Source organism: Mesorhizobium sp. WSM4935, from assembly GCF_029625735.1.
In the GTDB taxonomy this organism is placed as follows: domain Bacteria; phylum Pseudomonadota; class Alphaproteobacteria; order Rhizobiales; family Rhizobiaceae; genus Mesorhizobium.
Window position 1 is genome coordinate 1 of the sequence record NZ_JARTVR010000014.1, and the last position, 11,735, is coordinate 11,735.

At 64.7% G+C, this 11,735-nt stretch carries 12 protein-coding genes and 1 tRNA gene; 3 read left to right on the forward strand and 10 right to left on the reverse strand.

Going from position 1 to position 11,735, the window contains the following annotated elements; genetic code table 11:
• The first annotated feature begins 291 nt into the window (after positions 1 to 291).
• Positions 292 to 1,533: a D-amino acid dehydrogenase gene (locus tag P9273_RS25140; protein ID WP_278051201.1), complete on the forward strand. Its 1,242-nt coding sequence runs from the start codon at positions 292 to 294 to the stop codon at positions 1,531 to 1,533.
• A gap of 42 nt (positions 1,534 to 1,575) precedes the next feature.
• Positions 1,576 to 2,397 (forward strand): maleate cis-trans isomerase family protein, encoded by an 822-nt coding sequence (locus P9273_RS25145; protein ID WP_278051202.1) that lies wholly within the window; start codon positions 1,576 to 1,578, stop codon positions 2,395 to 2,397.
• Positions 2,398 to 2,612: 215 nt separating this feature from the next.
• Here P9273_RS25145 and P9273_RS25150 read toward each other — a convergent pair whose 3' ends face one another.
• Together P9273_RS25150 and P9273_RS25155 are read right to left on the reverse strand one after the other, a co-directional pair.
• Entirely contained in the window at positions 2,613 to 3,119 is a 507-nt protein-coding gene (locus tag P9273_RS25150; protein WP_278051203.1) for a GNAT family N-acetyltransferase, read from the reverse strand.
• Positions 3,116 to 3,409: a type II toxin-antitoxin system TacA family antitoxin gene (locus P9273_RS25155; RefSeq protein WP_278051204.1), complete on the reverse strand. Its 294-nt coding sequence runs from the start codon at positions 3,407 to 3,409 to the stop codon at positions 3,116 to 3,118. Before P9273_RS25155 ends, P9273_RS25150 begins: the two co-directional genes overlap by 4 nt.
• Positions 3,410 to 3,558: 149 nt before the next feature.
• Here P9273_RS25155 and P9273_RS25160 point away from each other — a divergent pair, with 149 nt between their 5' ends.
• A complete protein-coding gene (locus P9273_RS25160; RefSeq protein ID WP_128257851.1) occupies positions 3,559 to 3,735 on the forward strand; it encodes a hypothetical protein in 177 nt (58 codons plus the stop codon).
• A 25-nt stretch (positions 3,736 to 3,760) separates the two neighbouring features.
• Here P9273_RS25160 and P9273_RS25165 read toward each other — a convergent pair whose 3' ends face one another.
• The 8 genes from P9273_RS25165 to P9273_RS25200 form a co-directional block, all read right to left on the reverse strand.
• The gene (locus P9273_RS25165) at positions 3,761 to 4,066 is read right to left on the reverse strand and encodes a UBP-type zinc finger domain-containing protein (protein WP_040999275.1); all 306 of its coding nucleotides are present in this window, start codon (positions 4,064 to 4,066) and stop codon (positions 3,761 to 3,763) included.
• On the reverse strand, positions 4,066 to 5,739 hold the full coding sequence (locus tag P9273_RS25170) for an FAD-dependent oxidoreductase (protein WP_278051205.1): 1,674 nt from the start codon (positions 5,737 to 5,739) through the stop codon (positions 4,066 to 4,068). Before P9273_RS25170 ends, P9273_RS25165 begins: the two co-directional genes overlap by 1 nt.
• 78 nt (positions 5,740 to 5,817) lie before the next feature.
• The gene (locus P9273_RS25175) at positions 5,818 to 6,594 is read right to left on the reverse strand and encodes a metallophosphoesterase family protein (RefSeq protein WP_278051206.1); all 777 of its coding nucleotides are present in this window, start codon (positions 6,592 to 6,594) and stop codon (positions 5,818 to 5,820) included.
• Positions 6,595 to 6,689: 95 nt separating this feature from the next.
• Positions 6,690 to 6,774 (reverse strand) — tRNA-Leu (locus P9273_RS25180).
• An 80-nt stretch (positions 6,775 to 6,854) separates the two neighbouring features.
• A complete protein-coding gene (locus P9273_RS25185; RefSeq protein ID WP_278051207.1) occupies positions 6,855 to 7,475 on the reverse strand; it encodes a 2,3-bisphosphoglycerate-dependent phosphoglycerate mutase in 621 nt (206 codons plus the stop codon).
• A gap of 79 nt (positions 7,476 to 7,554) precedes the next feature.
• Complete coding sequence (dapB, locus tag P9273_RS25190; RefSeq protein WP_278051208.1) at positions 7,555 to 8,376, reverse strand: 4-hydroxy-tetrahydrodipicolinate reductase; 822 nt, start codon at positions 8,374 to 8,376, stop codon at positions 7,555 to 7,557.
• Positions 8,373 to 10,244, reverse strand: coding sequence for an ABC transporter ATP-binding protein (locus P9273_RS25195; protein WP_278051209.1), 1,872 nt, complete (start codon positions 10,242 to 10,244; stop codon positions 8,373 to 8,375). The genes dapB and P9273_RS25195 overlap by 4 nt, the downstream gene beginning before the upstream one ends.
• A gap of 403 nt (positions 10,245 to 10,647) precedes the next feature.
• A complete protein-coding gene (locus P9273_RS25200; protein WP_278051210.1) occupies positions 10,648 to 11,667 on the reverse strand; it encodes a glucokinase in 1,020 nt (339 codons plus the stop codon).
• Positions 11,668 to 11,735: the final 68 nt, after the last annotated feature.

Consider the following 11,735-nt stretch of genomic DNA (forward strand, 5'->3'; position numbering starts at 1 on the left):
TCAGCCATCGCATCAAGAAATGCGCCTGGAATGATGACTATCTAATCCACGCCCTGACCCATATGCGATAGCCCTGCCCACGAGGGGGAGATTGGCATTTCCAGTGTCCCGCTCATCTCTGCGATGTTGGCGATTGGCGAAAGCCGGCGTGACATCTGAGCTCCCCCCAAGTGGGAGAGATGGCCGGCAGGCCAGAGGGGGGCGCTGTCCCGCCGACATCTCTGCGTGTGTGCCATTGCAGACTGCAGCTTACACTTTACAGTGAGCCAACTTGCGATCTCGGGAGGCGCCATGCGCGTGATCGTGTTGGGTGGCGGCGTGGTCGGCGTCACCACGGCTTACCAGCTGCAGAAGGACGGGCATGAGGTCGTCATCCTCGAGCGCCAGTCCCAGGTTGCCGCCGAGACCAGCTGGGGCAATGCCGGCATGATCGCGCCGGGGCATTCCTTCGTCTGGTCGTCGCCCAGGGCGCCGATGATCCTTCTGAAATCGCTGGTGCTGAAGGACCAGGCGCTGCGCTTCAAGCTGTCGGCCGATCCCCGGCTCTACAGCTGGTCCTTTCTGTTCCTGATGGAATGCACGGCCGAGAAGGCGAGGCGCAACACGCTGCTCAAGCACCGGCTCGCCGCCTATTCGCAATCCGTGCTGCAAGAGGTCGTCGCCGACGAGGCGATCGAGTACGATCGCAACGATCGCGGCATTCTCTATTTCTATCGCAGCCAGCAGGCGCTCGACAAAGGCGTCGAGCATATGAAGCTGTTGGAATCCGACGGCCAGCTGATCAAGGTGATCGACCGCGACGCCATCGTCGCGCTCGATCCGGCGCTGGCTTCCGCCAGGGAAAAGATCGCCGGCGGCATCCATTGCCCGACCGACGAGACCGGCGACCCGGCGAAGTTCACCCGCGCGCTTGCCGCCAAGGTGGTCGAGCGCGGCGGCGAGATCCGCACCGGCACGACCATCACCGGCATTGAGACCTCCGGGGACGGCGTCGCGCAGGTGACGACCGACACGGGCGCGGTCAAGGGCGATGTCTATGTGCTGGCGCTCGGCTCCTACAGCCCGCTGATCGCGAAGACCGTCGGCATCAGCCTGCCGATCTATCCGATCAAGGGCTATTCGCTGACCATTCCGATCGGCAACCGGCCGCGGCCGCCGACCATCGCCGCGATCGACGAGCACAATCTGGTCGCCGTCTCGCGCTTCGGCGACCGGCTGCGCGTCACCGCGACAGCCGAATTCGCCGGCTACGACACCAGCCACAAGCCGGCCGATTTCGCCTTCATGAAGGGCGTGACCGAAGAGCTCTATCCCGAAGGCGCGGATTATGACCGCGCCGAGATGTGGGCGGGCCTCAGGCCGATGACGCCCAACAACCTGCCCGAATTCGGCCGGCGGCGCTTGCGCAATCTCTATCTCAACACCGGGCACGGCCATATCGGCTGGACCATGTCGCACGGCTCGGCCCGCATCACCGCCGACCTGATCGCCGGCCGCAAGCCGGCGATTTCCATGGATGGACTTTTGAATTGAGAGCATGATCCCCGAACGGGATCGACCAGGAAAGGGAATGCCATGTCTGTCAGCGCGGCCGCTACCCGCCCTCAATCTTCGGGACCTGTCGATCGCAAGCCTGTTGACTTGGGCGTGCTGCCATCCGAGATCGACGGCGGCCTCGCCTCGCGCGCGGCGATCGGTCTCGCGATCCTCGCCACCGACCAGACGCTGGAGCACGAGTTCCGCGCCCTGATCCGCATTCCGGGCGTCGCCTTCTACGAGGCGCGCCTCTTCAACGACAACGACATCACGCCCGACACTTTGCGCGCCATCGGCCCGCGCATCGCGCCCACCGTCGACCTCATCCTGCCAAGCATTCCGCTGGACGTCGTCGGCTTCGGCTGCACCTCGGCCACCATGACGCTCGGCGAGGAGGCCGTCTTCGCCGAGATCAGGAAGGCCAGGCCGGGCGTCGCCTGCACCACGCCGGTCACCGGCGCCTTGGCCGCCTTCAAGGCATTGGGCGCCAGGGGCATCGGGCTGCTCACCCCTTACGCGCCCGAGATCAACCAGGGTCTGGTCCGCTACTTCACCGGCCGCGGCCTCGACATATCAGCCGTCGCCACATTCGACCGCCGCGACGACCGCGAGGCCGCCCGCATCTCGCTCGCCTCGATCGAGGCGGCGGCCGAGCGCATGGCTCAAGTGCCGGGGGTGGACGCGATCTTCATTTCCTGCACCAGCCTGCGCGTCGCCGAGGCGGTGGCGGAGCTGGAACGGCGCATCGGCATTCCCGTCACCTCTTCCAATCACGCCATGGCCTGGCACTGCCTGCGCCTTGCCGGCATCGACGATGTCGTGCCGGCCGGCGGCCGGTTGTTTGCGCTGAAAGCTGTTTAAGCGGCGGGTGACTATACCGGCTTCGAGATGGGGACTCCGCTTCGCGCGTATTGATCGCGAGGAAGCCGATGATGTCGCTGCCCGCCCCCGCGCAGGGGTATCGGCCGCGTTCTTGCCTGGCCGGCCGAGAGAGCGGTGACGGCGCATGCGAGCCGGTGCGGGGAAACGGCGCGCGTTTCTGCGGCGGGCGTTTGGACGCTGGTGGTTTGATACGGTCAGATATTCGGTTCGGCAATCGTCTGACGCAAATCGGCCAGCGAAACCATCAGTGTCATAGGGTTCAAAGGCGAGGGGCTGAACCCCAGCTTCGTATAGAAGGTTTGCGCTTCGTCAGAGATCGCGTGAACCAAGACGCCGCGAATGCCAAGCGACTGCGCCGCATTCATCACTCGGCGGGAAGCATCTTGCACCAGCGCACGCCCAAGACCACTGCGCTGGTAGGAGGTATCAATTGCGAGCCGCGCAAGAATGGCAACCGGAATTGGATCTGGCATGTTGCGGCGGAAACGGCCCGGCGCTTGGCTCGCAATGACGCTGCCGGAGGTGAGCGCGTAGTATGCAACGATCCTTGTATCCAGGCTGACAACGAAAGTCCTCGTCGCGCCGCTATCCTGATTGGCCAACGCCCGACGCTTGAGCCAATCATCGAGAACCGGAACGCCGGATGAGAATGGGGATAGGTCGTGGCTGCGGTCCAGCGGCACCGGGGGCCGGAACGTCACTTGTTCTTCCAAGGCAGAGGTGCGTTCATCAGCTTGGCGAGCCGTTCGTTGGGTTTGGCTGGCGCATCGAGCAAGGCTAGAAATTCCGCATAAGCCTCTGGCGAGACTTTGATGAGCGTCCGGTTAAGCAACGTGTCCTCGGCCATGCGCCGGGCGGCATCGAGGATGAAGTCCGTCCTGGTCTTGCCAAGTGCGCGCGCAGCCTCGTCAATCAGGCCGCGCTCCTCCGGTTTGATGCGGATATTGAGCGTGCTCCTCTTGGAAGCCTCGTCTGGAGATTCGTGTTTCATGGTTTGATAGTAGCAGGTCGTAATGACGCTGTCATTACCTGCCTACGGGCTGGTGGTTGAGCCAAAATCCGCCCGTTAACGGAATCGGAAGGAGATGTTTAACGCTTCGTCTCTATGTCCCCTCGCCGGGAGGCGCAGACAGAGCGAGCATGATGAACGACGAAAAGCGAAACGAATGGCGTGCCATCTTTTACGTGCAGGCGCGCGTCGCCATCCTGTTTGTGCCGGTTGTGCTCAGCCTTCTCCTCATCGGCATCTTTGCCGGCAATGAGCGCAAATCCGTGCCCGACGCCGTCGATCCGACCGTGACGGGCTCGGTACGCTGAAGAAACGTCGCCCGGTCGGCTTGCCTCAGGCAAACTTCGGGATCGGTCCGTTCTGCGGCGTGGTATCGCCCTCGAGATCGACAAAAACCTCGTCGACGAAGCACCAGCCCCAGCCTTCCGGCGGATCGTAGCCTTCGATGATCGGATGCTGCGTGGCATGGAAATGCTTTGTCGCGTGGCGGTTGGGCGAGTCGTCACAGCAGCCGACATGGCCGCAGATGCGGCAGAGCCTCAGATGCACCCACCAGGAACCGCTCTTCAGGCATTCCTCGCAGCCCAGCGCGCTCGGCGTGACCTTTTTGATGTCCTTCGTATGCCTGCATTCATCCATCACGCTCTCCTCGCCGCTTCACCATTTTGCGCCAGATAGGCATGCAGTGCCGCGACTACCTGCGCCCCCTCGCCGACGGCGGCCGCGACCCGCTTGGTCGAGCCGCAGCGCACGTCGCCGATGGCGAACACGCCGCCGCGGCTCGTTTCCATCAAGCCATGGTCCGGCGCCACGTCCGGTCCGGTGCGCACGAAACCCTTGGCGTCGAGCGCCACATTGCAATTCGCCAGCCAGTCGGTGTTCGGGTCGGCGCCGATGAACAGGAAGAGATGGCGGATGGCGCGCCTCGTCTCCTCGCCGGTCGCCCGGTTGCGCCAGCGCAGCGCTTCGAGCTTGCCGTCATGGCCCTCCAGCGCCAGTACCTCTGTCTCGGTCAGCACCTCGATATTGGGCTGCGCTGCGATGCGCTCGACAAGATAGCGCGACATGGTGGCGTGGAGGCTGCCTCGCCGCGCCAAGAGCGTCACCTTGCGCACTTGGCTCGCGAGATACACGGCCGCCTGTCCGGCCGAATTGCCGGCGCCGACCAGCGCCACCTCCTGGTCGCGGCAAAGCCTGGCCTCGATCGGCGAGGCCCAGTAATGCACCGATGTGCCCTCGAATTGCGCCAGGTTCGCGATATCGAGACGGCGGTAGCGCGCGCCGCTGGCGATCACCACCGCGCGGGAGCGCACGCTCTCGCCGTCGCCGATGGCCAGCCGGTAGCGGGCGCCGTCGCCGGCGTCGTCAAGCAGCTTCGCCTCGTCGGGAATGACCATCTCGACGCCGAATTTCTGCGCCTGGTTATAGGCGCGCGCCATCAGCGCCATGCCGGTGATGCCGGTCGGGAAGCCGAGATAGTTTTCGATCCGCGCCGAAGCGCCCGCCTGCCCGCCGAAGGCGCGGCAGTCGAGCACGATGGTCGAAAGCCCTTCGGAGGCCGCATAGACCGCCGCCGCCAGCCCCGCCGGCCCGGCGCCGACGATCGCCACGTCATAGATTTTTTCGGCATCGATCGGCCGCAGCAGGCCGACGCAGCGGGCAAGCTCGGTCTCGCCCGGATTGTGCATCAGCTTGCCGTTGGGGCAGAGCACGATCGGCAGATGGTGCGGGTCGACATGGAACCGCTCGGTCAGCGTCATGGCGCAAGGGTCGGTGTCGGAATCGAGAGCACGATGGGGAAGTCCGCTGCGCCGCAGGAAATCCTGCAGCCGCAGCACGTCGCCATTGCCGGACGGCCCGATGACGACCGGCCCGCCGGCGCCGCTTTCGAGCAGGCCGACACGGCGCAGGATCAGCGCCCGCATGACGCGCTCGCCGAGATTGGCCTCCTGCACCATCAGATCGCGCAGCCGCTGCGAGGGGATAACGATCGCCTCGACCGGCCCGTTCGCCTCGGCATTGACCAGCGACGGCCGGTTCGACAACTGCGCCAGCTCGCCGACGAAATTGCCGGGGCGGTAGGTGATGATCGGCTCAGGCCGGCCGAGCCCGCTGGCCTGGGTGATGTCGACCTTGCCCGACAGGATGAGGATCACGCCTGGCGAAACCGTGCCGGCCATCACGATTTGCTCGCCGGCGGCATAGGAGCGTGCCTCGCCGAAACGGCGCATGCGCTCGATATCCGCATCGGCGAGCACGGGGAACATCTGGTCGCGCCGGGCGGCGATGGTCGGGCTGACGGAAGGGGCCATGGCGCTGACCGTAGCGCCGGGGCGGACCGGTTTGAAGCGGTTTGTTCGGGGGACTGGCCGGAAGGGGAGGTGACCGGCTTACTGAGGAACTTCGGGCGCACCGGAGTAGAATTCTTTCTCGATCCGTCTCCAGCCCGTGAAGTCTGGATCAAAGCGGCGCGGCTCGACGACGAATTCTTTGGTGTGATCGTGCGTGATCACCACATAGCTGCCGTCATTGATAAAACGATAGTCTTGAGGGGAATGACGGTCCAGGCCATGCGGCACGACTGTCACTTTGTTATCGAGGGCACTCACATTGACGAAACGTGATCCAAACCACGTCTTGTCCGCGAAGCCGTGATTGTGGCCGAACAGAAAGAGCGGCACGTTCGGGAGGTAGTCCTTCGTCCTGGTAAGGCGGTAATGCGATACAATGATCGTGCGATCAAAACCTTCGTCAGCGGCAATCTTCACCAGGAGGCGTCGTTGATGCTCTCTGAACGCGGTTCGCGCAGCGCCCAATTCTGACGGAGATTTCGCTTCGATTTCAGCGCGGAGGGCTTCCCAGGCTGGATCTATCCCATCGATCGATTCCCCTATTACGCTGAAACCGCCCAGCCGAAAGGGAGAAAGATGCAAGTGATGACATTGCCCGCCGAAATCCTGTTGGTGCGAAAGCTTGCGATCCCAATTGCCAAACACGAAAAGAACGGGGCAGCCGAAGCTGCCGAGGACGTCGAATATTTCTTGCGCGGCATTGCTTCCTAGATCACCCGCGACGATCACGGCGTCATAGACATTTGCTTCCCGAGATCGCAGCTTTCGCACGGCCTCGACATTGTTATGGATATCGGAGCAAGCGAGAATTCGCACTTTGACATTCTCGATTGATCACGGCCTTATCGCAACGCAAAAAGCCCGCTTTCGCGGGCTTTTTGAAAGGGCCGATCTAAGCGACCCAAAATGATTGGTGCCCAGAAGAGGACTCGAACCTCCACTCCTTGCGGAACACGGACCTGAACCGTGCGCGTCTACCAATTCCGCCATCTGGGCTGGTGGGCGCTCATGTAAGCGGGCAAACGATATGTGTCAACGCGCTTTTTTCGTGGGTCGCCTTGGCTGGCCCAACGGCCTCACCCTTCCAGCACGTCCTTCTTCGCCACGGTGGAATCGGCATTGAGCTTGTAGATCACCGGCACGCCGGTGCCGAGCTCGAGCTTGACGATCTCCTCGCCCGACTTGCCGTCCAGCGCCATGATCAGCGCGCGCAGCGAATTGCCGTGCGCGGCGACCAGCACGGTCTCGCCACGCAGCACATGCGGCTGCACCTCGTGCAGGTAATAGGGCCACACGCGCGCGCCGGTGTCCTTCAGGCTTTCGCCGCCGGGCGGCGACACGTCGTAGGAGCGGCGCCAGATATGCACCTGCTCCTCGCCCCATTTCTTGCGCGCGTCGTCCTTGTTGAGGCCGGAGAGGTCGCCATAGTCGCGCTCGTTGAGCGCCTGGTCGCGGATAGTCTTCAGGTCGCTCTGGCCGACGATGTCGAGGATGTGCTGGCAGGTCTTCTGCGCCCGCTTCAGGGCGGAGGTGTAGGCGATGTCGAATTTCAGGCCGCGCGCCTTGAGCTTCTCGCCGGCCGCGAGCGCTTCCGCCGTGCCCTGCTCGGTCAGGTCGACGTCGCGCCAGCCGGTGAACAGGTTCTTCAGGTTCCATTCGCTCTGGCCGTGGCGCACGAGCACGAGAGTTCCCGACATGTCAGCTCCTCTTTGGGGGTTGAGCAGTTCCAACGGTTTCGTCCGGAACTGCGTAAGAAGGAAATACTTCAGGCTTGTGTCAGGACAATCCGAGCACATCCCGCATGGAATAGAGGCCGGGCTTCTTGCCGCGGGCCCAAAGCGCCGCCTTCACCGCGCCGCGCGCGAAGATCGCCCGGTCCTCGGCGTGGTGGGACAGCGTGATGCGCTCGCCGGTGCCGGCAAGGATCACGCTGTGATCGCCGACGACGGAGCCGCCGCGCAGCGTGGCGAAGCCGATCGAGCCGGCCTTGCGCACGCCGGTATGGCCGTCACGCACCCGCACGCTGTTGTCGGCGAGATTGATGCCGCGCCCCTTCGCCGCCGCTTCGCCGAGCAGCAGCGCCGTGCCGGATGGCGCGTCGACCTTGTGGCGGTGGTGCATCTCCAGAATCTCGATGTCGAAATCCTCCGGATCGAGCGCCTTCGCCGCCTGCTCGACCAGCACCGCCAGAAGGTTGACGCCGAGGCTCATATTGCCGGATTTGACGATCGTCGCATGGCGCGCGGCGGCGGCGATCTTCGCATTGTCCTCGGCCGAGCAGCCGGTGGTGCCGATGACATGGACGATGCGCGCCTGCGCGGCATAACCGGCGAATTCGACGCTTGCCGCGGGCGCGGTGAAATCGAGCACGCCGTCGGCCTTGGCGAAGGCCGGCAGCGGATCGTCGACGATCGGCACGTTGATGACGCCGATGCCGGCAAGCTCGCCGGCATCCTTGCCGAGATGAGGGGAGTCCGGCCGCTCGATCGCGGCGGCGACGCGCGCGCCGGGCATGGTGTGGATGGCGCGGATCAGCGTCTGGCCCATGCGGCCGGCGGCGCCCACCACCACCAGGCCCATATCGCCGGCTTCACTCATGCGCTTCTCCTGACGGTTTTCTTGGCGCGGCTGCGCGGCGCCGGAGTTTGGGCCGAAGTCTGGCTTGCCTTAACGTCGTCGACAAGCCCCAGGCCCTTCTTGCCCTGGATCCGGTGGAAGCGGGCATAGACGCTGTGCGGGTCGGCCATCAGCGTCGCATGCGTGCCTTCCTCGACCAGCCTACCCTCTTCCAGCACGATGATGTGGTCGGCATTGACCACCGTCGAAAGCCGGTGCGCGATCACGATGGTCGTGCGCCCTTCCATCACATGGGCCAGCGCTTCCTGGACGCGCGCCTCCGCCTCGTTGTCGAGCGCCGAGGTCGCCTCGTCGAGCAAGAGGATCGGCGCCTGGCGAACGATGGCGCGCGCGATCGAGACGCGCTGGCGCTGGCCGCCGGAAAGGGTCGAGCCGCCTTCGCCGACCGGCGTGTCGTAGCCTTGCGGCTGCTGGCGGATGAACTCGTCGGCCGCCGCCAGTTTCGCCGCCTGCTCGATCTCGGCGTCGGTGGCCGACAGCCGGCCGAAGCGGATGTTGTCGCGGATCGTGCCTTCGAAGAGATAAGGCGCCTGCGCCACATAGGCGATCGATTGGCGCAGCGAATGCTTGGTCACCTTGGCGATATCCTGGCCGTCGACCTCGATCGAGCCCTTGTCGACGTCGTAGAAGCGCTGCAGCAGCGCCACCATCGTCGACTTGCCGGCGCCAGAGGCGCCGACGACGGCCGTGACCTTGCCGGCCGCGGCGGTGAAGCTCAGGTCCCTCAGCACCGGCGTGTCGGGATTGTAGCCGAAGGTCACATTGTTGAAGCGCACCTCGCCGCTGGTGACCTTCGCCTCGACCGCGTCGGGCGCGTCGCCCTGCTTCGGCTCGAGGTCGAGCAGCTCGTAGATCATGCGGGCGTTGACCAGGGCGCGTTCCATGCCGACCTGCGTGCGCGCCAGGCGTCTGGCCGGGTCGTAGGCCATGATCAGCGCGGTGATGAAGGAAAACACCGCACCCGGCGGCTGTCCCAGCACCAGCGCCCGATAGCCGGAATAGGCCAGCACGGCGGTGATGGCGAGGCCGCCCAAAATCTCGGAAATCGGCGACAGCCGCTCCGAGACGCGGGCGATCTTGTTGTTACGCTGCTCGGCCGTGTCTGCCATGATGCCGATGCGCCGCGCTAGCTCGTCCTCCAGGGTGAAGGCCTTGACGATGGCGATGCCTTGCGTGGCCTCCTGCACCGATCCGTTCAGCCGCGAGTTGATCAGCACGGATTCGCGGTTGATCCGCCGCAGCCGGCGGGTGATGTAGATGACGGCCCAGATCAGCGGCGGCCCGATCAGCAGCGAGCTGAGCGACAGCACCGGATCCTGGTAGATCATCACGCCGACAAGGGCGACGAGCGAGACCGCGTCGCGGCTGATGGAGGTCAGCGTCAGCGACAGCAGGTCGCGAATGCCGCCGACATTCTCGTTGACCTGCGCCGCCAGCCGGCCGGAACGGGTCTCGTTGAAGAACTCGACGCCGAGCTTCATCAGATGGTCGAAGCTGCGTTTCTGGTAGCGGGCGACCAGATTGTTGCCGATCCTGGCCAGCGCCACGGCCTGGCCGTAGCCGGCGAAGCCGCGCAGCAGGGACGCGGCCATGAAACCGGCGCAGATCCAGACGATCATGTCGCTGCGTCGTTCGTAGAAGATCTGGTTGATCATCGGGGCCATGATCCACGCCGTGAAGGCGGTGGTGCCGGAAACAATCAGCAGGCAGGTGACGGCAACGACATAGGTCCAGCGATATTCCTTGCCGTTTTCAGCCAGGATGCGGCGCAGCACCGCGCTGACCTCGGCGGGCTGGACTTTCAGTTTGAGGGACGTTTGGACGGTCAAATCAGGGGCGCTTCGTTGTTCTCGTCGGACAGGGCTGCGTTCCGGCACCCTCTTAGCGTCCCGGCTACGGCTTGCCTATGGCGAAACTTCGTCGCGGCCCGGGACAGCCTGGGGTCCCGACCCAAAGCGCACAGGTTGGCGATCAGCTGAAACGCCCGTGGCTTCGTCATCCACGGGCGGAGCAAGGAGCGAAGCGACGCGGCGTAGACCTGAGGGATCCATTCCGTGACTTGCGAGCGCTGCAGCGGCGCAGAATTCTGCTCCGCTGCGTTCCACGGCTTAGGTCACGGCATGGATTCCGGGGTCTCCGCGACGGAGCTTCGCTCCTGCTTCGTCCTGGAATGACGAAGCTGGCCGACATCCAGACCGCCGACATTGGCCCTGTCCAGACGACTGAGCGGCTTCACACCCTCCAATGCCGCCCCGCCGTGTTGACGCCGAAAAGCGACGGCGTCCTGGCGTACGCGGCGAGCCCGAGCAGCGCCGCCAGCGGATGGGTGATGACATATACGGGCATTTCGCGCATCAGGGCGCTGTGCGGCGCCTTGTCCTCGAAGGCGGCGCGGAAATTGCCTTCCTTCAGCGCCGGCACGATCTTCTGCGCGATGCCGCCGGTGAGGAACACGCCGCCGCGGCCCATGAACACCAGCGCCAGGTCGCCCGCGGTGCGGCCGAGGCAGGTGACGAACAGCTTCAGCGCCTCTTCGGCCACCGCGTCGGTTCTGGCGAGTGCGGCCGCGGTGATCTCGGTCGGCGTCGTGAAGGGCATCGGCTTGCCGTCCGTCCTGGCCACGGCGCGGTAGACATTGACCAGCCCGCGTCCGCACAGGATCTGCTCGCCGGAGATGCGGCCTTCCAGCTTGTCGATATGCGGGAACACGTCGAAATCGCGCGGCGTGCGCGGGCCGATATCCATATGCCCGCCCTCGCCCGGCACCGGGATCCAGTGGTTGAGCGCGTAAATCAGCCCGGCGACGCCAAGACCGGTGCCGGGGCCGAGCACGACGCGGCTCGCATGGGGTTCCGGCGTGCCGCCGCCGATCTTTTCCATATGCTCTTCGCCGAGCGCCACCACGGCCAGCGCCTGCGCCTCGAAATCGTTGAGCACGACGACCTCGCTCAAATCCAGATTGGCGAGCATCTGCCGCGGCTTCACCACCCATGGGCAGTTGGTGAGCGGAATCTCGTCGCCGTCGACCGGCCCGGCGATCGCCAGCATCGCCGAATTCGGCTGGATGGACGAACGGTCGAGCACCGCCGCCTGGATCGCCTCGTCGATGGTCTTGAAGTTGGCGGTCTGGACGATATGCGGCTCGGTCGCTTCCGAATTGGCGTCGAGCACGATCGAGAAGCGCGCATTGGTGCCGCCAATGTCGCCGATCAGGACCGGAAACCGCAGCCCCTTCTCGTCTTCGCCTGCCATGCTCTTGATCGTCCTCGTTGCGGCGCCGTGCGCCATTTCAATCGATTGACTAGCGCATGACCCCGCAA